Origin of the sequence: Pseudomonas boreofloridensis, from assembly GCF_030580795.1 — a bacterium.
Taxonomy (GTDB): Bacteria; Pseudomonadota; Gammaproteobacteria; order Pseudomonadales; family Pseudomonadaceae; genus Aquipseudomonas; species Aquipseudomonas boreofloridensis.
Genome location: NZ_JAUQOQ010000010.1, coordinates 123777 through 144647, shown reverse-complemented (window position 1 = coordinate 144647; position 20871 = coordinate 123777). Strand labels below are relative to the sequence as shown.

The following is a 20871-nucleotide window of genomic DNA, read 5'->3' as shown; positions in this document are numbered from 1 at the left end:
GATCAGTGCACGTCCTTCCAGTATTCGCGCTTGAGCAAGTAGGCGAACACGAAGAAGAAAGCCAGGTACAGCAGGACATAAGTGCCGATGCGCTGACTCTCCAGTTTGACCGGGTTGGCCGAATAGGCCAGGAAGGTCACCAGGTTCTTGACCTTCTCGTCGAACTGCTCGGCCGTCAGGGTACCGGATTTCGGCTCCACGGTCAGCTGATCGCAGGCTTCATGGGTCAGCGGAGCGCCGGTCAGCGGGTCGAACTGCTTCTTGCCATCGACCACGGTCTGGATCTGCTTGCAGCCGATCACCTGATTGCCCTGCAGGCCCACCAGCACGTTGGGCATGCCGACGTTGGGGAAGACCTTGTTGTTCACACCGTAGGGGCGCGACGGGTCCTGGTAGAAGCTGCGCAGGTAGCTGTACAGCCAATCGTTGCCGCGGACCCGGGCGACCAGCGTCAAGTCCGGCGGCGCCGCGCCGAACCAGGTCTTGGCGTCATCGGGACGCATGCCGATCTTCATGTGGTCGCCGATCTTGGCGCCCGTGAACACCAGGTTTTCCAGCATCACCTCATGCGGGATACCGAGGTCGTCGGCGACTCGCTCATAACGCTGGAATTTGGCGCTGTGACACCCCATGCAATAGTTGGCGAAGGTCCGAGCGCCATCCTGCATCGCGGCCTTGTCAGCCAGGTCGATATCGACCTTATCCAGCTCAACGCCATGCTCAGCAGCGAACGACAGGCCAGGCATCAATGCCAGGCAAAGTACTGCAATCAACTTTTTCATCAGCCAGTCACCCTTTCCGGAACCGGTTTGGTCTTCTCGAGCCTCGTGTAGAAGGGCATCAGCACGAAGTAGGCGAAATACAGCACGGTGCAGATCTGCGACAGCAGGGTTCGCCCGGGCGTTGGCGCCAGCACGCCGAGGATGCCGAGGATGATGAAGGCCACGCAGAACACCAGCAGGAACACCTTGCTCAGCCAGCCCTTGTAGCGCATCGAGCGCACTGGACTGCGGTCGAGCCAGGGCAGCACGAAGAGCACCGCGATCGCCGCGCCCATGGCGATGACACCGAAGAGCTTGTCAGGAACCGCGCGCAAGATGGCGTAGAACGGCGTGAAGTACCATACCGGGGCGATGTGCTCAGGCGTCTTGAAGGCGTTGGCCTGCTCGAAGTTCGGTTTTTCCAGGAAGTAACCACCCATTTCCGGGAAGAAGAACACCACGGAACAGAATACGAAGAGGAAGACCACCACCCCGACGATGTCTTTGACGGTGTAGTACGGGTGGAACGGAATGCCGTCGAGCGGGATGCCGTTTTCGTCCTTGTGCTTCTTGATGTCGATGCCGTCAGGGTTGTTCGAACCCACTTCGTGCAGCGCCAGGATGTGCAGCACCACCAGGCCGAGAATGACGATCGGCAGGGCCACCACATGCAGGGCAAAGAAGCGGTTCAGCGTGATGCCGGAGATCAGGTAGTCACCGCGGATCCACTGCGTGAGATCGTCACCGATCACCGGAATGGCACCGAACAGCGAGATGATCACCTGGGCACCCCAGTAGGACATCTGGCCCCAGGGCAGCAGGTACCCCATGAAGGCCTCGGCCATCAGCGCCAGGTAGATCAGCATGCCGAACAGCCACACCAGTTCGCGCGGCTTCTGGTACGAACCGTAGAGCAACCCACGGAACATGTGCAGGTACACCACGATGAAGAACGCCGAAGCGCCGGTAGAGTGCAGGTAGCGCAGGATCCAGCCGTACTCGACGTCGCGCATGATGTACTCGACCGAGGCGAAGGCCTCTTCAGCCGAGGGCGTGAAGCTCATGGTCAGCCAGACGCCGGTGACGATCTGGTTGACCAGCACCAACAGCGCCAGGGAGCCGAAAAAGTACAGGAAGTTGAAATTCTTGGGCGCGTAGTACTTGCTCAGGTGCTCTTCCCACATCTTGGTGGCAGGGAAGCGCGCATCCACCCAGTCCATGAACTTGCTCATCATGCGTTCTCCTGATCGACGCCGATGACGATGATGTCGTCAGACTCGTACGAATGCGGCGGCACGGGCAGATTGAGCGGCGCCGGCTGCGACTTGTATACGCGACCAGCGAGGTCGTAGTGCGAACCGTGGCAAGGGCAGAAATAGCCGCCCACCCACTTCGGACCCAGGTCGGCTGGCGCCACTTCCGGACGGAAGGTGGGCGAACAGCCCAGGTGCGTGCACAGCCCGACGAGGATGAGTATTTCCGGCTTGATCGACCGAACCTGCGGATCGACGTAGGTCGGCTGCACCGACTCCTTGGACTGCGGGTCGGAGAGCTCGCCCGTGAGCTTTTGCAGATTCCCGAGGATCTCCGGCGTTCGCCGCACGATGAACACCGGTTGCCCACGCCATTCAGCGACCATCTGCTGCCCTGGCTCGATCTTGGCGATATTGACCTTCACAGGTGCCCCAGCCGCCTTGGCCTTGGCGCTTGGGAACCATGACCCCACGAACGGTACCGCAGCCCCGACCGCCCCTGCAGCCCCCACCACGGATGTGGCAGCTACGAGGAAGCGGCGCCGGCCTGCGTTGACGCCGTCATTGCTCATTCAATCCTCTCCCATCAGCTTTCTTCTCGCCCGTCGCAACAGGCGTCTATTAGTAATGTCTGTGGCGCTAAAAATTGGTCGCCATGGTAGGAAACAAGTCCACACACTGACAAGGTGATTAGCGCTGCCAAGGACACAACCCGCGCTTTGCTTGATCTACGTCTATGTGGCAAGCGCCTGCGAATCCGCTGGGGAGAAATGGCAGACATAAAAAAAGCCCGGTTCCAAAGAACCGGGCTTTTTTCGACTGCCGAAGCGGTATTAACGCTTGGAGTACTGAGGACGCTTACGCGCTTTACGCAGACCCACTTTCTTACGCTCGACTTCACGAGCGTCGCGGGTGACGTAGCCAGCACGACGCAGCGCGCCACGCAGGGTTTCGTCGTATTCCATCAGAGCGCGGGTGATACCGTGGCGGATCGCACCGGCTTGACCGCTGACACCACCACCGGCGACGGTGACGTAGATGTCGAACTTCTGGGTGCTCTCGGTCAGCTCCAGCGGCTGGCGAACAACCATGCGAGCGGTTTCGCGACCGAAGAAGGTGTCCAGAGGACGGTTGTTGATGGAGATGTTACCAGTGCCCGGACGCAGGAAAACGCGAGCGGTTGCGGTCTTGCGACGGCCAGTGCCGTAATTTTGAGTCGCCGACATAATGAACTATCCCGTTAGATCTTCAGTTCTTGAGGCTGCTGAGCAGTGTGAGGGTGAGCAGCACCCGCGTACACTTTCAGCTTGCGGTACATGTCGCGACCCAGCGGGTTCTTCGGCAGCATGCCTTTGACCGCGGTCTCGATGACACGCTCAGGGGCCTTGTCGATCAGCTTCTCGAAGCTGATTTCCTTGATGCCGCCCGGGAAGCCGGAGTGGGAGTAGTACATCTTGTCCGAAGACTTGGCACCAGTGACACGAACCTGCTCGGCGTTGATGACGACGATGTAGTCGCCGGTGTCAACGTGAGGAGTGTACTCTGCCTTGTGCTTGCCACGCAGACGACGAGCGATTTCGGTAGCCAGACGACCCAGGGTCTGACCAGCGGCGTCAACTACGTACCAGTCGCGCTTTACTGTTTCCGGTTTAGCAGTAAAAGTTTTCATTCTCTAAAGCCTCAGAGGCCGCCCAGCGAAAAATAGACGGCGAATCTTACTGGATAGTGCACAGCTTGCCAAGGGCAAGCGCGCAGCCTCGCATTGGGCGCTAAGTGGGGGCTCGGGTCGGCGCGTCCAATGTTCGACAAAGGTTCCTCCTGCATGGTGGTGCATCACTTCCGCCACACGGAGAGGGTCGTCATTATCCAGATTGCGCTGAGAATATCAACCTGCTTTGATGGCTTATTTCAACTGCAGAGAGCCTTCCCCATGCATTACCGCAAGCTCGGCCGTACCGACCTCGACGTCAGCGCCCTGTGCCTGGGCACCATGACCTGGGGCGAGCAGAACGTCCAGGACGAGGCCTTCGCCCAGATCGGCCTGGCCAAGGCCGCCGGCATCAACTTCATCGACACCGCCGAGATGTATCCGGTGCCGCCGCGCCCGGAAACCTACGCCGCCACCGAGCGCATCATCGGTAACTGGTTCCGCGCCAACGGCGACCGTGACGACTGGATCCTCGCCAGCAAGGTGGCCGGTCCTGGCAACGGCATCAGCCATATCCGCGACGGCCAGCTCAAGCACAACCGCCAGCACATCGTCGCGGCGCTGGATGCCAGCCTCGAACGCCTGCAGACCGATCGCATCGACCTCTACCAATTGCATTGGCCAGAGCGCTCCACCAACTTCTTCGGCAAGCTGGGCTACCAGCACCAGCCCAATGACCTGTTCACCCCGCTGGAGGAAACTCTGGAGGTGCTCGACGAACAGGTGCGCGCTGGCAAGATCCGCCATATCGGCCTGTCCAACGAAACGCCCTGGGGCACCCTGAAGTTCCTGCACCTGGCCGAGACCCGCGGCTGGCCACGGGCGGTATCGATCCAGAACCCCTACAACCTGCTCAACCGCAGCTTCGAGGTGGGCCTGGCGGAAGTGGCGATCCGCGAGCAATGCGGCCTGCTGGCCTACTCGCCGCTGGCTTTCGGCATGCTGACGGGCAAGTACGAGGACGGCGCCCGCCCCGAGAACGCCCGCCTGACCCTCTTTAGCCGCTTCGCCCGCTACTCCAACCCGCAGACCGTGGCCGCCTGCAGCCGCTACGTGCAACTGGCCCGCGAGCACGGCCTGGACCCCGCACAGATGGCCCTGGCCTTCGTCACCGGCCAGCCCTTCGTCACCAGCAACATCATCGGCGCCACCGACCTGAAGCAACTGCAAAGCAACCTCGCCAGCGCCGACTTGGTGTTGAGCGACGAACTCCTGGCAGCGATCGAAGCCCTGCACCAGCAGCAGCCCAACCCCGCACCTTGAGGAAGCGGCAAGCTGAAAGCGGCAAGCGGCAAGAAAAAGCAGGACGTGGGTGTCTGGACTATCGCTTTCATCTTGCAGCTTGCAGCTTGCAGCTTGCAGCTTGCCGCTTAAAGCTTGCAGCCAACCGGAAAACATAAGACGATCCAGCCGGTGATTGTCCACTTTCCCCTATAAGAACAACGACGATGATGTTTACCCAACCCTCCGCGTCATTGCGGCGCGTCAGCATCCTGGCAATCGATAAAGTCTTCGCATCGACACTGATGCAGGCCAAGGACTTCTTCCACCTGGCCAGCCTGCGCTACAGCAAACAGCTGGGCCTGGGCCTGCAGTCGATGTTCGAGATTCACCTGGTAAGCCCCGACGGCCAGCCCGTCAACAGCTTCAGTGATGTTCAGTTGCCCGTGGACGGGGCACTGGGTGACGCCGACGTGATCATCCTTCCGGCCTTCTGGGAAGACTTCGACATCCTGCTCGCCCGCTATCCCCAAGTGCTGCCCTGGCTGCGCGAGCAGCATGCCCGCGGCGCCGTGCTCTGCGGTGAAGCCAGTGGCGTGCTCTGGCTCGCCGAATCCGGTCTGCTCGACGGCAAGGAGGCGACCACCTACTGGCGCTTCTTCAACAGCTTCGCCGAGCGTTTCCCGAACATTCGCCTGAACCAGGACAAGCACCTGACCGACGCCGACAACCTGTACTGCGCAGGGGGCACCACCTCGGCCTGCGATCTGTACATCTACCTGATCGAGCGTTTCTGCGGAGCGAACGTGGCGCGCGCCGTGGCCCGCGACATCCTCTACGAGGTGCAGCGCAACTACACCCCAGGACGCATGGGCTTTGGTGGCCAGAAGCTGCACCAGGACCTGATCATCCTGCAGGTCCAGCACTGGCTGGAGGAGCACTTCGCCGACAAGTTCCGCTTCGAGGACGTGGCGCGCAATCATGGCATGAGCATTCGCAACTTCATGCGCCGCTTCCAGGGCGCCACTGGCGACAAACCGCTGCACTACCTGCAGCGCCTGCGCATCGAAACGGCCAAGGGCCTGCTCTCCAGCACCCGCAAGAGCATCAAGACCATCAGTTACGAAGTCGGCTACGACGACGCCAGCTTCTTCGCCCGTCTCTTCCGCCAGCACACCGAACTGTCCCCCAACCAGTATCGCCAGCAATTCATGCAGGAGGCCTAGGCCTCCTGCAGCGGCAAGCTGTGAGCTTCAAGCTACAAGAAAAAGCCAGAGCGGATCGCATTCTGCTCTGGCTTTTTCTTACAGCTTGCCGCTTGCCGCTGCCCGCTAGGGCTTGTGTGCGCGCGACAGGAATTCGTGGGACTGCATTTCCAGCAGGCGGCTGAGGGTGCGCTGAAATTCGAAGCTCAGGCGACCGCCGGTGTAGAGGTCTTTGAGCTCGACCTCGGCCGAGATGATCAGCTTGACGTTGCGGTCGTAGAACTCGTCGACCATGTTGATGAAACGCCGGGCGATGTCGTCGGTGGTGACGCCCATCTGCTCGACGTTACTCAGCAGCACGGCGTGAAAGATCTTGCCCAACTCGATGTAGTCGTTCTGGCTGCGCGGGCCGTCGCACAGCGCGCGGAAGTCGAACCAGGCGACATCGTCGCAGGTGCGCAAGGCATGGATCTCACGGTTCTCGATCACCAGCACATCGTTCTCGACGGCCTGGGTGCACTCCGGCGTCAGCGCCTTGAAGCTGGCGCGCATGCTCTGCTCGGCGGCCTCGTTGAGCGGGAAATGGAACAGCTCGGCTTGCTCCAGGTGACGTAAGCGATAGTCCACGCCACTGTCGACGTTCACCACCTCGGTGTACTGCTTGATCATGGCGATGGCCGGCAGGAAGCGCGCGCGCTGCAGGCCATCTTTGTACAGGCCGTCCGGCACGATGTTGGAGGTGGCCACCAACGACACGCCGTTCTTGAACAACTCCTCCATCAAGGTGCCGAGAATCATGGCATCGGTGATATCGGAGACGAAGAACTCGTCGAAGCAGATGACCCGCGCTTCCTGGGAGAAGCGCTTGGCGATGATCGTCAGCGGATTCTTCTCACCCTTGAGGGTCTTCATTTCCTCGTGCACGCGCTTCATGAAGCGGTGGAAGTGGGTACGCATCTTCTCCTTGAACGGCAGCGCCTCGAAGAAGGTGTCGACCAGGTAGGTCTTGCCCCGCCCTACCCCGCCCCAGAAATAAAGGCCTTTGACCGGCGTCTGCTCCTTCTTGCCGAACAGCTTGCCGAGCATACCTGGCTTGTTGTTCTGCGCGGCGATCAGGTCGTCGTACAGGCGCTGCAAATGACGCACCGCCGTTTCCTGCGCCGCGTCATGGAAGAAGTCGGGGCGTTTGAGATCTGCTTGGTATCGTTCTAGGGGCGTCATGATTTCGTTAGCGAGGCAACAAAAAACGGGCCGTCACTGTAGCGAGCGGCCCGCATAATGGCAATTGGCGTTGCGGCGGATTGATCCGGTCAGGTTGACCCGGTCAGGCTGACTCAGTCGGCCTGTGGCGCAAGCGCCTCGCGCAGACGTTGTACAGCAGCGTCGCGGCTTTGCTCATCGACCGCCTGCGGCCCTTCGGCCACCTGCTCCTCCGCCAGCCACAGCGAGAAGCCCAGGCCCTCGACCCGCACATCAGCGTCGCCGCCCTGCTGCAGTTGCTTGCTCACCGCACCCGCGCTCTTGCCGTCGGCGAAGCGCTTGGACAGCAGCAACTGCTCACCGTCGGCGGCCAGCAGGCGGAAGCGGAAGCTGCCGTCTTCGTCGCGGAAGCTAACGAAGCGCGCACTTTTGACCGCCTTTTTCTTGCCTTCGGCACTGGCCTGAACGCTGCTGCGGAACGAACGCAGGCCGACCGATTCGCGAAGTTGCTCGAGGAACGGCGTGGCGATCTTGCGGGCTTTGGCAGCGCCCGCCAGGAGGATGTCTTCGAGATCGGCGGGGCGCGCGATGAGCTGATGATAGTGCTCGCGCTTCTCGGCCAGTTGGCCATCGAGCAGTTGGAACAGACGCTGTTTCGCTTCGCCCCAGCCCAGGCCTTGCAGCAGCTCTTCGCGGAACTCGCCTGCCTGGTCCACGCTGGCGAAGGCCTGGTACAGGGTGAACAGGTGCGCGTTGTCCGGATCCTTGGCCTCGCCCGGGGCGCGCGAATCGGTGACGATCCGCGAGATGGCGTCCTTCATGTCCTTGGCGCTGGTGAACAACGGGATGGTGTTGTCGTAGCTCTTGGACATCTTGCGCCCATCCAGGCCCGGCAGCGTGGCCACGCTTTCCTCGATCAGCGCCTCGGGCATGACGAAGAACTCCTTGCCCTGGCCGAACAGGTGGTTGAAACGCTGGCCGATGTCGCGGGCCATTTCCACGTGCTGGATCTGGTCACGGCCGACCGGGACCTTGTGCGCGTTGAACATGAGGATGTCGGCGGCCATCAGTACGGGGTAGCTGTACAGGCCCATCGACACACCGGCATCCGGGTCTTCGCCGGTTTCCAGATTCTTGTCCACCGACGCCTTGTAGGCGTGGGCGCGGTTGAGCAGGCCCTTGGCGGCAACGCAGGTCAGCAGCCAGGTGAGCTCGGGAATTTCCGGGATGTCGGACTGGCGGTAGAAGGTGACCTTGTTCGGATCCAGGCCGCCGGCCAGCCAGGTGGCGGCGATTTCCAGGCGCGAGCGCTGGATGCGCAGTGGATCGTCACACTTGATCAGGGCGTGGTAGTCGGCCAGGAAGTAGAACGAGTCGGCACCGGGCTGCTGGCTGGCAAGGATCGCCGGGCGGATGGCGCCGGCGTAGTTGCCCAGATGCGGGGTGCCGGTGGTGGTGATACCGGTGAGAATGCGCGTGGTCATGGGAGATCGCTTGTTCAGGCTTGGCTCAGTTCGAAAGACGCGGCAGCAGCAGATCCTTCAGATCGGTCAGCTTGCCATGGAAGAAGTGTCCGCATTCTGCCACTTTCAGCAGCTCATAGGGGCGCGTCAGCGCGTCGGACCATTCATAGACCAACCGAGGCTCGACCACCTCGTCGGTGTCAGGCTGGATCACCGTCAGCGTGCAGCGCTGCGCCAACGGGAACTGCTCGGTCAGGCGCATCACCGCCGGGGCGACCATGAACAGGTGCGCCAACTCCACGCCAGCCGCCTCCAGGCGACCGGCCAGGCTGGCCGCGACGAAGCCACCGAAGGAGAACCCCATCAGCACTAGCGGCAGGCCAGGATGGCGCTCGCGCAGCCAGGCCGCTGCTGCTTCGGCATCGGCCACTTCGCCGGCGCCCATGTCGTGGCTGCCAGCGCTCTGGCCGACGCCCCGGTAGTTGAAGCGCAAGGTGACGTAGCCGGCGTCACGGGCGGTACGTTGCAGGGTCGAGACCACCTTGTTGAGCATGGTGCCACCCTGGACTGGGTTGGGGTGGCAGATAAGCACCGCGCCACGGGCGTCGGCCACATCCAGGTACAGCGCCTCCAGAGGACCGCAGGGGCCATCGATGAACAAGGGGGTTTCGCGGACAAGCAAGGCACTACTCCGTGACCTTGGCAAAGGTCAATTCGTCTAGGAGGGGAATTCTGTTCTGATTTGCGATCGCTCGCGGTATACAGCGCAGGTCTGAGCCGTTAACGTAAAGCAAAGCCGTTTATAGAGGAAGGACTCGTGGAACACTCGCTCCTTGTTTGGTTGCTGCCGACCGTGGCACTGGTCGTTGGTGTCGTCGTCGGTTTCGCCCTGGCCCGCCTGCTTCCCAATGCGGCTCCCAGCAGCACGCAACGCCAGTTGGACGATATCCAGCAGCGTTTCGACAATTACCAGAACGAAGTGGTCACCCACTTCAACAGCACCGCTTCGCTGGTGCGTAAACTCACCCAAAGCTACCAGGACGTGCAGGAACATCTGGCCGACGGCGCCAATCGCCTGGCCCTGGACGAACTGACGCGTCAACGTCTGCTGGCCTCGCTGCACCCCGATGCCGCCCACGGCCCGCGTGATCGCCTCACGCCACCGAAGGACTCTGCCGAGGTGCCGCTGGACTACGCGCCGAAAGCCCCGAATTCGCCCGGTATGCTGGACGAGAGCTACGGCCTGAAGCGCTGAAACTCGAACCAGGCCGCTTGCAGCGGCCTTTTTCATGTCTCGACGAAGGTGAGGAACGGCGTTTCAGACACTCGCCCGTAACGCCTGACCCAGGTCGGCCAGCAAGTCTTCGATGTCCTCAAGCCCTACCGACAGCCGCACCAGCCCTTCGGAAATGCCGTGTTCGGCCCGCTCCTGGGCGGTATAGCTGGAATGGGTCATGCTCGCCGGATGCTGGGCCAGCGACTCGGCATCGCCCAGGCTCACGGCCCGGCTGAACACCTGCAGCGCGTTCATGAACCGTCGCCCGGCCTGCTGCCCGCCCTTGAGTTCGAACGCGATCATGCCGCCGGGCAGGCGCATCTGTCGCTGGGCCAAACCGAACTGGGGAAAACTCGACAGGCCAGGGTAGCGAATCACCTCGATCTGCGCCTGGCGCTCGAGGAACTGCGCGACGCGCAACGCGTTGCTGCAGTGACGCTCCATGCGCAGCGCCAGGGTCTTGAGGCCGCGCATGAGCAATGCAGCGTCCTGCGCCGAGAGCACCGCGCCGGTCATGTCCTTGAGGCCTTGCAAGCGAATGCGCTCGATCAGTGCCCGGCGCCCTAACACCATCCCGGCCGTGAGATCGCCGTGACCGCTGAGGTACTTGGTGGCCGAGTGCACCACCAAATCCGCCCCCAGCTCCAGTGGCCGTTGCAGATAAGGCGTGCAGTAGGTGTTGTCGACCGTCACCAGTAGCTCATGCCGGCGGGCCACGCCGACCACTGCGGGGATGTCGACCAGGTGCATGTTAGGGTTCGCCGGGGTCTCGAAATAGATCATGCGCGTCTGCGGGGTGATCGCCGCTTCGAGGGCGGCGAGGTCGTTCAAGTCGACGTGACGGATCTTCACGCCGAACTCGCCGATGCCGTGGTGCAAGAAGGCGAAGGTGCAACCATAGAGGGTCTCGCCGACGATCAGCTCATCGCCAGGGCGCAACAAGGTCCACAGGGTCGAGGTGATGGCGCCCATACCCGAGGCCAGCGCCAGCCCGGCCTCGGCCCCCTCCAGCGAGGCCATGCGTTGCTCCAGCAACGCCAGGGTCGGGTTGGAAATACGGCTGTAGACGTGCCCGGCCAGTTCGCCGGCGAAACAGGCCGCGCCATATTCGACGCTTGCGAAGGCGTAGGTGGCAGTTTGATAAACCGGCGGCACCAAGGCGCCGCCGTGGGACTGAGGGTCGTAACCCAGGTGAATGGCGCGGGTGGAAAATCCTGGCTTGTGGCTGGCGGCGCGCATGGCATCGGCCTCGTTGTTGTTTGTTCTAAGCTTATGCCCGGTGACAGGCGAAACTATTCCAAACTGTCCCGCCGCTGAACGAATTTCTGGAATGGAAACACTCAATAGAACGAACAAAGGGCATAACATGCCAACGCCTCTGGACCGCACCGACCGCGCTCTTCTGAACGCGCTGCAGAACAACGCTCGCCTGACCGTGGCCGAGCTCGCCGACCAGGTGTCGCTGACCACCTCACCCTGCTGGCGGCGGGTCAAGCTGCTGGAAGAAGCCGGCTACATCACGGGCTACCAGGCCACGCTGTCACCCAAAGCCCTGGGCTACGGCGTTACGGCCTTCGTCAGCATCATGATGGAGTCGCACAACAAAGAAGCCGCTCGAGTGTTCGAGCAACGGCTGATGGAGATTCCGCAGATCGTCGCCTGTCACAACGTGTCCGGACGCTATGACTTCCTGCTGGAAATCCTGGCCCACGATCTTGAATCGTTCGGCGAATTCGCCCGCGAAGTGCTGCAGACGCTGCCGGGGGTGAAGGAGATCTACTCGAGTTTTTCGTACAAGGCGGTGAAGCAGCGGCGGGTGATTCCGGTGGCGGAGCGACCGCTATAAACCCGCTCAACCGTCGGCCAGTGTTCTGCCGCTTTGGGCACGTGCGACTTGAGTCAAGCGCTCGGGAGTCGAATCGGCGGCCCTTATGGATTCAGTAAAGACTTGGCCGACAGCACCGGGCTGCTGCGCAACCCCGTGACTGTCGGCCAATCACCCAACTGGCGCGGAACCTGGAGTCCGCGTCCTAGCGCAGCCTTAAATAGCGCCGCGCTGGCGCAGCACCTCAAGCACCTGCTTCACGCCGTCCTCGACGCTGGTGCCCTGGGTATCGATCACCAAATCCGCATCCAGCGGCACATCGAACGGGAAGCTCTCGCCCGGGATGTTGTCGCCACCGGCAGCATACAGCCCCTGCGGGTCGCGCTCGCGGCAGACCAGCGGCGAGGCCTGCACGTAGACGGTGACCAGGCGTTCCTTGCCGATCAACGCCTTGGCCTGCTCACGGCCTTCGGCATCCGGGGCGACGAACGCTGCCAGGGTCAGCAGACCGGCTTCGTTGAACTGGCGCGCCACATGGGCGGCACGGCGCCAGTTCTCGGTACGCCCGGCGCGATCCTGCGGCAAGCCCTTGTTCAGGTCATGGCGCAGGTTCTGCCCGTCGAGCACATACACCGCGCGGCCCATGTCGAACAGCTTGCGCTCCACGGCATAGGCCAGCGTGCTCTTGCCGGCGCCGGACAAGCCGCTGAACAGCACGGTCGCCGGCTGCTGGCCGAAGCGCAGGGCGCGCTCCTCGGTCGAGACATGCGCGGCCTTGCCGTGCTGACCGGCGCCGCCATGTGGCAGTACAGGCTCGGCGATGATCATGCCGGCACCGACGGTGCCGTTGGTCAGGCGGTCGATGACGATGAACGCCCCGGTGGTGCGATTGCTGTCGTAGCCGTCGAGGGCGATGGCAGCGTCCAGCGACACCTTGACCCGGCCGATCTCGTTCAGTTGCAGCGCGCTGGCGGCGCCCTTCTCCAACGTGTTCACATCGACCTTGTGGGCGATGCTGGCGATCGAGCCCGGCACATAGCTGGTGGCGCGCTTGATGTCGTACTTCTTGCCCGGCAGCATCGGCTCTTCGGCCATCCACACCAGCATGGCGTCGAACTGGTCGGCCACCTGCGGCACGTTGTCGGCATGCACCAGCAAGTCGCCACGGGAGATGTCGATCTCGTCTTCCATGGTCAGGGTCACGGCCTGGCCAGGCCCGGCGTTCTCCAGCTCACCTTCGTAGGTGACGATGGACTTGACCCGGCTGCTCTTGCCCGACGGCAGCACCACGATCTCGTCGCCCTTGTGCACCACGCCACTGGCCAGGGTGCCGGCGAAGCCACGGAAGTTCAGGTTCGGACGGTTGACGTACTGCACTGGGAAGCGCAGGTCGGTGACATTGCGGTCGGCCGCCACTTCCACGGTTTCGAGGATTTCCATCAGCGCAGGGCCGGTGTACCACGGCGAACGCTCGCTGCGGTTGACCACGTTGTCGCCCTTGAGCGCCGACATGGGCACGAAGTGCAGGCTGCTCGGCTTCAGGTCGATGGCTTCGGCGAACGCCAGGTAATCGGCCTTGATCGACTCGAAGACCTGCTCGTCGAAGCCCTTGAGGTCCATCTTGTTGACCGCGACCACGATGTGCTTGATGCCCAGCAGCGAGGCAATGTAGCTGTGGCGGCGGGTCTGGGTCTGCACGCCATAGCGGGCATCGACGAGGATGATCGCCAGGTCGCAGGTGGACGCACCGGTGGCCATGTTGCGGGTGTACTGCTCATGGCCGGGGGTGTCGGCGATGATGAACTTGCGCTTGGCAGTCGAGAAGTAGCGGTAGGCGACATCAATGGTGATGCCCTGCTCGCGCTCGGCCTGCAGGCCATCGACCAGCAGCGCCAGATCGACTTCCTCGCCGGTGGTGCCGGACTTCTTCGAGTCACGGGTGATGGCCTCGAGGTGGTCCTCGTAGATCATCTTCGAATCGTGCAGCAGGCGCCCGATCAGGGTGCTCTTGCCGTCGTCGACGTTGCCGCAGGTGAGGAAACGCAGCAGTTCTTTGCGCTCGTGCTGAGCCAGGTAGGCGAGGATATCCTCGCTGATCAATTCGGATTGGTGACTCATTTCATTCGAGCTCCAAGCTGTAAGCGTCAAGCGGCAAGCCTGTCGGCGTACAACTAGTTAGACATTCTGTTGATCAACCCACTCAGCATTCTGGAGAGCTCGCGGGTTTCATTAATCCAGCCGCTAGCCAGCCCAGCGTCGATGTAACCTATCTCACCACCGATCATCAGCTGTGTACGCAACTCCCCGCAGGACGCTTTCGCAACGCTGAGATACCAAACCTTCTCTCTGCTCCCGCGCCGCTCCATGCCCTCGGCAATATTGGACGGGATGGAAAGTGCTGACCGCGTGACCTGATCCTTGAATCCATAATCACGACACCCAGCCAGTATCCGGTACAACTCAATGGCCAAACGCTTACTTCGTTGCCAAACTGCCAGCTTCTCAAAATCCATTACGAGCACTCCGAGCCGCCCGCAATACGGCGGCAATCCACAAGTCTCAAACGCTACGCGTTCAGCTTCTGTCTTGCAGCTTGCCGCTTGTAACTTGAAGCTTAGAAATACCCTTGGCGTTTCTTGTCTTCCATGGAACCTGCGCCATCGTGGTCGATGACACGGCCCTGGCGTTCGGAAGTGCGCGTCAGGAGCATTTCCTGAATGATGTCGGTGAGCGTCTCGGCTTCCGACTCGACAGCACCTGTCAGTGGGTAGCAGCCCAGGGTTCGGAAACGCACCTTCTTCTTGACGATGCGGGCTTTCTCTTCATCGGTCAGATGCTCGAGAATGCGCTCGTCGTCGATCATGATCAGGGTGCCGTTCTTCTCGATGACTTCGCGCTCGGCGGCGAAGTACAGCGGCACGATCGGGATGCCTTCGAGGTAGATGTACTGCCAGATGTCCAGCTCGGTCCAGTTCGACAATGGGAAGACGCGGATCGACTCGCCCTTGTTGACCTTACCGTTGTAGACGTTCCACAGCTCCGGACGCTGATTCTTCGGGTCCCAGCGGTGCTTGCTGTCGCGGAACGAATACACGCGCTCCTTGGCCCGCGACTTCTCTTCGTCGCGGCGCGCACCGCCGAAGGCGGCGTCGAAGCCATGCTTGTCCAGCGCCTGCTTGAGGCCCTGGGTCTTCATGATGTCGGTGTGCTTGGCACTGCCGTGGGTGAAGGGGTTGATGCCCTGCGCCACACCCTCGGGGTTGACGTGGGTGATCAGCTCCAGGCCCATTTCCTCGACCATCTTGTCGCGGAAGCGGTACATCTCCTGGAATTTCCAGCGGGTGTCGACGTGCATCACCGGAAACGGCAGCTTGCCCGGGAAGAAGGCCTTGCGCGCCAGGTGCAGCATCACGGCGGAGTCCTTGCCGATCGAGTACAGCATCACCGGATTGTCGAACTCGGCGGCCACCTCGCGAATGATGTGGATGCTTTCCGCCTCCAGCTGTTTCAAGTGCGTCAGTTTGTCGACCATGGCTACTCACGAAAAACGATCTTATGGACGGCCAGCGGGCCGTGTTCGAGCGGAGCACTTTATCACAGCGTCTGATTCTATTTAGGCGGTCAGCTAGATCGAAACGGTCTAATGATATGACTGCCGGTTTGGCCCTCGCCTGCGGCATTCAAATCGGATTGGGGCAGTCGATGAACAGGTGTTCGAGGGCGAAGCGCCTGGCCAGATAGTCGCCCAGCGCCTGCACGCCATAGCGCTCGGTGGCGTGATGCCCGGCGGCGATGAAGCTGACGCCGTTCTCACGGGCACTGTGGAAGGTCTGCTCGGACGCCTCGCCACTGATGAACAGGTCCACACCGGCAGCGATGGCAGCATCGATGTAGCCCTGCCCGCCGCCGGTGCACCAGCCCACCCGGCGAACCAGGCCCGGGCCCTCGATCAATAACGGCTCACGGCCCAGCGCCTCATGCACGCGACGGGCGACATCGCTGGCGGCCATGGGCTCGGCCAGCGAACCGATCAGGCCGATCACCCGTGGGTTGTCCGGATCGAGCGGGCCTTCGACGGTGATGTCGAGCTGGCGTGCCAACTGCACGTTGTTGCCGACTTCCGGGTGCACGTCCAGCGGCAGGTGGAACGCCAGCAGGCTGATGTCGTGCTTGAGCAGGGTCTTGATGCGGCGCTGCTTGATACCAGTGATGCACGGGCTTTCGCCCTTCCAGAAATAACCGTGGTGTACCAGCACCAGGTCGGCGTCGGCCTCGACCGCCGCGTCGAGCAAGGCCTGGCTGGCGGTTACGCCGGTGACGATGCGCCTGACCTGCGCACGCCCTTCGACCTGCAAGCCATTGGGGCAGTAATCCTGGATCTTGGCGCTGCCAAGGTAGCGCTCGGCTTCCTCGACCAGGGTGCTCAGGGCGACGGCCATCCACATATCTCCTCGTAATTCGCTGCTTCAACGGGCGCCAGGCCTCGTATACTGGCCGCCATTATGGGCTGTCGCGGTAGCCGGGGAAACCGGAGCCTGCGGCGCGGGCAAAGCCGCGCCTACAGGTGTATCATCGCGCGCGTTCGCGTTCAGGCCCCCGCCCCACTCCAGGATTTTTTCGATGTTCAAGGCTCTGCGTTACTTTGGCTGGCCCCTGCTCACTGGCGTGCTGATCGCCGCACTGATCATCCAGCGGTTCCCGGAATGGGTCGGCCTGCCCAGCCAGGACGTCAACCTGCAGCAGGCGCCGCAGACTTCGCGGATCGTGCAGGGCCCGGTCAGCTATGCCGACGCCGTCACCGTCGCTGCCCCAGCCGTGGCCAACCTGTACACCACCAAAGCGGTGAACAAGAACGCTCACCCGCTGTTCGAAGACCCGCAATTCCGCCGCTTCTTCGGCGATAACCTGCCCAAGCAACGGCGCTGGGAGTCGAGCCTGGGCTCGGCGGTGATCATGAGCCGCGAAGGCTACCTGCTGACCAACAACCACGTCACCAGCGGCGCGGACCAGATCGTGGTGGCGCTCAAGGACGGCCGCGAAACCCTGGCGCGGGTGATCGGCAGCGACCCGGAAACCGACCTGGCGGTGCTGAAGATCGATCTCAAAGACCTGCCGGCCATCACCATCGGCCGCTCCGACAACGTGCACATCGGCGATGTCTGCCTGGCCATCGGCAACCCCTTCGGCGTCGGCCAGACCGTAACCATGGGCATCATCAGCGCCACGGGCCGCAACCAACTGGGGCTGAACAACTACGAAGACTTCATCCAGACCGACGCGGCCATCAACCCGGGCAACTCCGGCGGTGCGCTGGTCGATGCCGACGGCAACCTGATCGGCATCAACACCGCGATCTTCTCCAAATCCGGCGGCTCCCAAGGCATTGGCTTCGCCATCCCGGCCAAGCTGGCGTTGGAGGTCATGAAGTCGATCGTCGAGCACGGCCAGGTGATTCGCGGCTGGCTGGGCATCGAAGTGCAGCCGTTGTCGCAGGAACTGGCCGAGTCGTTCGGCATGCAGGGTCGTCCCGGCATCGTCGTGGCCGGCATCTTCCGTGACGGTCCGGCCCAGCGCGCGGGCCTGCAACTGGGTGATGTGATCCTGAGCATCAACGGCGAGCCGGCCGGTGATGGCCGCAAGTCGATGAACCAGGTGGCGCGGATCAAGCCGAACGAAAAGATCAGCATCGAGGTGATGCGCAATGGCAAGCAGCTCAAGCTGATCGCCGAAGTGGGCCTGCGCCCGCCACCAGCGCCGGTGGCCAAGCAGGAAGAGAAGTAAGCCAACCCCACGCCTCCAGAAGCGGGCAAGCCGCTTCTGGAAAGCCCCGCTTCATCAGTGCAGGATCTGGCTCAGGAACAGCTTGGTGCGGTCGCTGCGCGGGCGGTCGAAGAAGTCGTCCGGCGCGGCCTGCTCGACGATCTCGCCCTTGTCCATGAAGATCACCCGATTCGCCACGGTGCGGGCGAAGCCCATCTCGTGGGTCACGCAGAGCATGGTCATGCCGTCTTCGGCCAGTCCGACCATGGTGTCGAGCACCTCCTTGACCATTTCCGGATCCAGCGCCGACGTCGGCTCGTCGAACAGCATGATCTTGGGTTTCATGCACAGCGCGCGGGCGATGGCCACCCGCTGCTGCTGACCGCCGGACAACTGCCCCGGATACTTGTGCGCCTGCTCGGGAATGCGCACCCGCTCCAGGTAATGCATGGCGATTTCCTCGGCCTTGCGCCGTGGCAGCTTGCGCACCCACATCGGCGCCAAGGTGCAGTTCTCCAGAATGCTCAGGTGCGGGAACAGATTGAAGTGCTGGAACACCATGCCGACCTCGCGACGGATCGCCTCGATCTGCTTGAGGTCGTTGGTCAACTCCACGCCATCGACCACGATGCGCCCCTGCTGGTGTTCCTCCAGCCGGTTGAGGCAGCGGATGGTGGTGGACTTGCCCGAGCCCGACGGGCCGCACAGGACGATGCGCTCGCCCTGTCGCACGTTGAGGTTGATGTCCTTGAGCACATGGAACTGGCCGTACCACTTGTTCACGCCCTGCATCTGGATGATGCCTTCGGGGCCGGCGCTGTGTCTGATCGCTTCACTCATCTCGAAACTCCTAACGCTTGTGGCCAGTGTCCAGCTTGCGCTCCAGGTGCATGGAGTAGCGCGACATGGCGAAACAGAAAATCCAGTAAACCAGGGCGGCGAACACGTAGCCCTCGGTGGCCATACCCAGCCAGGCAGGGTCTGCCGTGGCTTGGCGGGTGCTGTTGAGCAAGTCGAACAGGCCGATGATGATCACCAGGCTGGTGTCCTTGAACAGCGCGATGAAGGTGTTGACGATGCCCGGAATCACCAGCTTCAAGGCCTGGGGCAAGATCACCAGGCCCATGGCCCGCCAGTAGCCCAGGCCCATGGCGGCGGCGGCCTCGTACTGCCCCTTGGGGATGGCCTGCAAGCCGCCACGCACCACTTCGGCGATGTACGCCGACTCGAACAGGATGACGAAGATCATGGCCCGCAGCAGTTTGTCGAAGCTGGTGCCCTCAGGCATGAACAGCGGCAGCATCACCGACGACATGAACAGCACGGTAATCAGCGGAATGCCGCGCCAGAACTCGATGAAGGTCACCGAGACCGCCTTGACCACCGGCATGTTCGAGCGCCGGCCCAGCGCCAGCAGAATCCCCAGTGGCAAGGCAGCGGCGATGCCCACGGTGGCGATCACCAGCGTCAGCATCAGCCCGCCCCACTGCGAAGTCGGCACGCTGCTCAGGCCGAAGCTGCCGCCGTGCAGCAACAGGTAGGCGAGGATCGGATACAGCACCAGGTAGCACAGGCCGTAGGGCAGTTTTCGCGGAAAACGCCGGATGAACAGCGGCGCGGCGCCGATCACGCCCAGCCACACGCTCAAGTCCACCCGCCAGCGCAACTCGCTGGGGTAGTAGCCATACATGAACTGGCCGAAACGCTGCTGGATAAACACCCAGCAAGCGCCCTGCCCGCTGCAGTCGGCACGGGTACTCCCGGTCCAACTGGCGTCGAGGAACGCCCAGTGCAGCAGCGGCGGCACGATCAGCCAGATCAGGTACAGCGCGAATAGCGTCAGCAGGGTATTGGCCCAACTGGAAAACAGGTTGGCCCGCAGCCAGGCGAGCACGCCGACGGTCTTCACCGGTGGCGGCATGTCGGGTTTGAAAAAATGGGTAGTCATGCGCCGGCCCTCACCGTTCGATCAGCGCAATGCGCTTGTTGTACCCGTTCATCAGCAACGAGATGCTGATACTGATGGTCAGATACACGCCCATGGTGATCGCCATCACCTCCACCGACTGGCCGGTCTGGTTCAGCACCGTACCGGCGAACAGCGACACCAGCTCGGGGTAGCCGATCACCGCCGCCAGCGACGAGTTCTTGGTCAGGTTCAGGTACTGGCTGGTCAGCGGTGGAATGATCACCCGCATGGCCTGGGGGATGATCACCTTGCGCAGGGTCGGTCCTTCGCGCAGCCCAAGCGAGCGCGCCGCCTCGGTCTGGCCATGGCTGACCGAGCGGATGCCGGCGCGAACGATCTCGGCGATGAACGCAGCGGTGTAGATCGACAACGCCAGGGTCAACGCCAGGAACTCGGGAATCAGCACCCAGCCGCCGGTGAAGTTGAACCCTTTGAGCTGCGGCACCTGCCACTGCAGCGGGTTGCCGAACAGCAGCACGCACACCCCCGGGATACCGACCAACAGCAGCAGGCCGACCCAGAATTTGTGAAACGGCTGGCCGGTTTCATCGAAACGCCGGTTGGCCTGGCGCACCATCACCACGATTGCCACCAGCGCCAGCAACAAGGACACCACGAACGGCCAGAAGCCTTCGCCCATCGACGCACCGGGCATGTTCACACCGCGGCTGCTGATGAAGAACAGGTCATCGATGTTGATGCTGCCGCGCGGTCCCGGCAGCGCGGTGAACACGGCGAAGTACCAGAACAGGATTTGCAGCAACGGCGGGATGTTGCGGAAGGTCTCGACGTACACCGCCGCCAGCTTGCCGATCACCCAGTTCGACGACAGCCGCGCCACGCCGATGATGAAGCCGAGCACGGTGGCCAGGACGATGCCGATGGCACTGGCCAGCAGGGTATTGAGCAACCCCACCAACAGCACGCGGGCGTAGGTGTCGGTCTCGTTGTAGTCGATCAGGTGCTGGGCGATGCCGAAGCCGGCACTGCGCTCGAGGAAATCGAAGCCCGAGGTGATCCCCCGGTGCTGCATGTTGGTCTGGGTGTTGTGAATGAGGAACCAGCCCAGGGCGATCACGGCCACGACCGTGACGACCTGGAACAGCCACGCACGCACGCGCGGATCGCTCAGGGACAGCCCTTTGCGCGCGCCGGTTGGATTGTTCATGAAAGGCACCGAAAGCAAGGAAGTGGAACGACCCGCGACGGCCACATGCCGTCGCGGGTGAC

The 20871-nt window shown here is 62.4% G+C and carries 21 protein-coding genes; 5 read left to right on the top strand and 16 right to left on the bottom strand.

Translation table 11 applies throughout. The features are described from left to right. Positions 1–2 precede the first annotated feature (2 nt). The 5 genes from Q6A47_RS14215 to rplM form a co-directional block, all read right to left on the bottom strand. A complete protein-coding gene (locus tag Q6A47_RS14215) occupies positions 3–782 on the bottom strand; it encodes a cytochrome c1 (RefSeq protein WP_039579871.1) in 780 nt (259 codons plus the stop codon). Continuing rightward, a complete protein-coding gene (locus Q6A47_RS14210) occupies positions 782–1993 on the bottom strand; it encodes a cytochrome b (protein ID WP_304484622.1) in 1212 nt (403 codons plus the stop codon). Before Q6A47_RS14210 ends, Q6A47_RS14215 begins: the two co-directional genes overlap by 1 nt. Next, entirely contained in the window at positions 1993–2586 is a 594-nt protein-coding gene (gene petA / locus Q6A47_RS14205; RefSeq protein ID WP_029612132.1) for a ubiquinol-cytochrome c reductase iron-sulfur subunit, read from the bottom strand. The genes Q6A47_RS14210 and petA overlap by 1 nt, the downstream gene beginning before the upstream one ends. 261 nt (positions 2587–2847) lie before the next feature. Then, positions 2848–3240 carry a 30S ribosomal protein S9 gene (rpsI, locus tag Q6A47_RS14200; RefSeq protein ID WP_029612131.1) on the bottom strand — a complete coding sequence of 131 codons (393 nt, stop codon included), beginning with the start codon at positions 3238–3240 and terminating at the stop codon, positions 2848–2850. Between the two features lie 14 nt (positions 3241–3254). Beyond that, positions 3255–3683, bottom strand: coding sequence for a 50S ribosomal protein L13 (gene rplM, locus Q6A47_RS14195; protein ID WP_029612130.1), 429 nt, complete (start codon positions 3681–3683; stop codon positions 3255–3257). Between the two features lie 261 nt (positions 3684–3944). On the opposite strand from rplM, the gene Q6A47_RS14190 reads away from it, so the two are divergent. Further along, the gene (locus tag Q6A47_RS14190) at positions 3945–4985 is read left to right on the top strand and encodes an NADP(H)-dependent aldo-keto reductase (RefSeq protein WP_029612129.1); all 1041 of its coding nucleotides are present in this window, start codon (positions 3945–3947) and stop codon (positions 4983–4985) included. Positions 4986–5272: 287 nt separating this feature from the next. Continuing rightward, positions 5273–6169 (top strand): GlxA family transcriptional regulator, encoded by an 897-nt coding sequence (locus tag Q6A47_RS14185; RefSeq protein WP_162889598.1) that lies wholly within the window; start codon positions 5273–5275, stop codon positions 6167–6169. A 105-nt stretch (positions 6170–6274) separates the two neighbouring features. Here Q6A47_RS14185 and zapE read toward each other — a convergent pair whose 3' ends face one another. The 3 genes from zapE to Q6A47_RS14170 form a co-directional block, all read right to left on the bottom strand. Continuing rightward, complete coding sequence (gene zapE / locus Q6A47_RS14180; RefSeq protein WP_029612127.1) at positions 6275–7369, bottom strand: cell division protein ZapE; 1095 nt, start codon at positions 7367–7369, stop codon at positions 6275–6277. Positions 7370–7482: 113 nt separating this feature from the next. Then, the gene (locus Q6A47_RS14175; RefSeq protein ID WP_029612126.1) at positions 7483–8832 is read right to left on the bottom strand and encodes a tryptophan--tRNA ligase; all 1350 of its coding nucleotides are present in this window, start codon (positions 8830–8832) and stop codon (positions 7483–7485) included. Positions 8833–8857: 25 nt separating this feature from the next. Continuing rightward, positions 8858–9493: an alpha/beta hydrolase gene (locus tag Q6A47_RS14170; RefSeq protein WP_304484610.1), complete on the bottom strand. Its 636-nt coding sequence runs from the start codon at positions 9491–9493 to the stop codon at positions 8858–8860. A gap of 135 nt (positions 9494–9628) precedes the next feature. On the opposite strand from Q6A47_RS14170, the gene Q6A47_RS14165 reads away from it, so the two are divergent. Further along, complete coding sequence (locus tag Q6A47_RS14165) at positions 9629–10066, top strand: Z-ring associated ZapG family protein (RefSeq protein WP_029612124.1); 438 nt, start codon at positions 9629–9631, stop codon at positions 10064–10066. 63 nt (positions 10067–10129) lie between these two features. On the opposite strand, the gene Q6A47_RS14160 is transcribed toward Q6A47_RS14165, so the two are convergent. Then, positions 10130–11326 carry a methionine gamma-lyase gene (locus Q6A47_RS14160; RefSeq protein ID WP_304484609.1) on the bottom strand — a complete coding sequence of 399 codons (1197 nt, stop codon included), beginning with the start codon at positions 11324–11326 and terminating at the stop codon, positions 10130–10132. A gap of 127 nt (positions 11327–11453) precedes the next feature. Between Q6A47_RS14160 and Q6A47_RS14155 the strand changes: the two genes are divergently transcribed. Then, on the top strand, positions 11454–11933 hold the full coding sequence (locus Q6A47_RS14155) for an Lrp/AsnC family transcriptional regulator (protein WP_029612123.1): 480 nt from the start codon (positions 11454–11456) through the stop codon (positions 11931–11933). Between the two features lie 195 nt (positions 11934–12128). Here Q6A47_RS14155 and cysN read toward each other — a convergent pair whose 3' ends face one another. The 4 genes from cysN to Q6A47_RS14135 form a co-directional block, all read right to left on the bottom strand. Next, entirely contained in the window at positions 12129–14030 is a 1902-nt protein-coding gene (gene cysN, locus Q6A47_RS14150) for a sulfate adenylyltransferase subunit CysN (RefSeq protein ID WP_304484608.1), read from the bottom strand. Between the two features lie 53 nt (positions 14031–14083). Then, positions 14084–14425 carry a four helix bundle protein gene (locus tag Q6A47_RS14145; RefSeq protein WP_029612122.1) on the bottom strand — a complete coding sequence of 114 codons (342 nt, stop codon included), beginning with the start codon at positions 14423–14425 and terminating at the stop codon, positions 14084–14086. Positions 14426–14526: 101 nt separating this feature from the next. Continuing rightward, positions 14527–15444, bottom strand: a complete 918-nt coding sequence (gene cysD, locus Q6A47_RS14140) for a sulfate adenylyltransferase subunit CysD (protein ID WP_029612121.1) — start codon at positions 15442–15444, stop codon at positions 14527–14529. 148 nt (positions 15445–15592) lie between these two features. Beyond that, a complete protein-coding gene (locus Q6A47_RS14135) occupies positions 15593–16351 on the bottom strand; it encodes a Nif3-like dinuclear metal center hexameric protein (RefSeq protein WP_116889016.1) in 759 nt (252 codons plus the stop codon). A 181-nt stretch (positions 16352–16532) separates the two neighbouring features. On the opposite strand from Q6A47_RS14135, the gene algW reads away from it, so the two are divergent. Further along, entirely contained in the window at positions 16533–17693 is a 1161-nt protein-coding gene (gene algW / locus Q6A47_RS14130; RefSeq protein WP_039579893.1) for a Do family serine endopeptidase AlgW, read from the top strand. Between the two features lie 54 nt (positions 17694–17747). On the opposite strand, the gene Q6A47_RS14125 is transcribed toward algW, so the two are convergent. From Q6A47_RS14125 to Q6A47_RS14115, 3 genes are read right to left on the bottom strand one after another with little or no spacing between them, the layout of a single operon-like run. After that, positions 17748–18512, bottom strand: coding sequence for an amino acid ABC transporter ATP-binding protein (locus Q6A47_RS14125; RefSeq protein ID WP_039579896.1), 765 nt, complete (start codon positions 18510–18512; stop codon positions 17748–17750). 10 nt (positions 18513–18522) lie between these two features. Then, entirely contained in the window at positions 18523–19620 is a 1098-nt protein-coding gene (locus tag Q6A47_RS14120) for an amino acid ABC transporter permease (protein ID WP_039579898.1), read from the bottom strand. Between the two features lie 10 nt (positions 19621–19630). Further along, positions 19631–20809, bottom strand: a complete 1179-nt coding sequence (locus tag Q6A47_RS14115) for an amino acid ABC transporter permease (RefSeq protein ID WP_039579901.1) — start codon at positions 20807–20809, stop codon at positions 19631–19633. Positions 20810–20871: the final 62 nt, after the last annotated feature.

Bases quoted from the DNA above. Each gene is read 5' to 3' on its own strand.
- rpsI (WP_029612131.1), bottom strand. From the start codon at position 3,240: ATGTCGGCGACTCAAAATTACGGCACTGGCCGTCGCAAGACCGCAACC.
- rplM (WP_029612130.1), bottom strand. From the start codon at position 3,683: ATGAAAACTTTTACTGCTAAACCGGAAACAGTAAAGCGCGACTGGTAC.
- Q6A47_RS14125 (WP_039579896.1), bottom strand. From the start codon at position 18,512: ATGAGTGAAGCGATCAGACACAGCGCCGGCCCCGAAGGCATCATCCAG.
- algW (WP_039579893.1), top strand. From the start codon at position 16,533: ATGTTCAAGGCTCTGCGTTACTTTGGCTGGCCCCTGCTCACTGGCGTG.
- cysN (WP_304484608.1), bottom strand. From the start codon at position 14,030: ATGAGTCACCAATCCGAATTGATCAGCGAGGATATCCTCGCCTACCTG.
- Q6A47_RS14155 (WP_029612123.1), top strand. From the start codon at position 11,454: ATGCCAACGCCTCTGGACCGCACCGACCGCGCTCTTCTGAACGCGCTG.
- Q6A47_RS14145 (WP_029612122.1), bottom strand. From the start codon at position 14,425: ATGGATTTTGAGAAGCTGGCAGTTTGGCAACGAAGTAAGCGTTTGGCC.
- zapE (WP_029612127.1), bottom strand. From the start codon at position 7,369: ATGACGCCCCTAGAACGATACCAAGCAGATCTCAAACGCCCCGACTTC.
- Q6A47_RS14160 (WP_304484609.1), bottom strand. From the start codon at position 11,326: ATGCGCGCCGCCAGCCACAAGCCAGGATTTTCCACCCGCGCCATTCAC.
- Q6A47_RS14135 (WP_116889016.1), bottom strand. From the start codon at position 16,351: ATGGCCGTCGCCCTGAGCACCCTGGTCGAGGAAGCCGAGCGCTACCTT.
- Q6A47_RS14175 (WP_029612126.1), bottom strand. From the start codon at position 8,832: ATGACCACGCGCATTCTCACCGGTATCACCACCACCGGCACCCCGCAT.
- Q6A47_RS14190 (WP_029612129.1), top strand. From the start codon at position 3,945: ATGCATTACCGCAAGCTCGGCCGTACCGACCTCGACGTCAGCGCCCTG.
- Q6A47_RS14215 (WP_039579871.1), bottom strand. From the start codon at position 782: ATGAAAAAGTTGATTGCAGTACTTTGCCTGGCATTGATGCCTGGCCTG.
- Q6A47_RS14120 (WP_039579898.1), bottom strand. From the start codon at position 19,620: ATGACTACCCATTTTTTCAAACCCGACATGCCGCCACCGGTGAAGACC.
- Q6A47_RS14210 (WP_304484622.1), bottom strand. From the start codon at position 1,993: ATGAGCAAGTTCATGGACTGGGTGGATGCGCGCTTCCCTGCCACCAAG.
- Q6A47_RS14115 (WP_039579901.1), bottom strand. From the start codon at position 20,809: ATGAACAATCCAACCGGCGCGCGCAAAGGGCTGTCCCTGAGCGATCCG.
- cysD (WP_029612121.1), bottom strand. From the start codon at position 15,444: ATGGTCGACAAACTGACGCACTTGAAACAGCTGGAGGCGGAAAGCATC.
- petA (WP_029612132.1), bottom strand. From the start codon at position 2,586: ATGAGCAATGACGGCGTCAACGCAGGCCGGCGCCGCTTCCTCGTAGCT.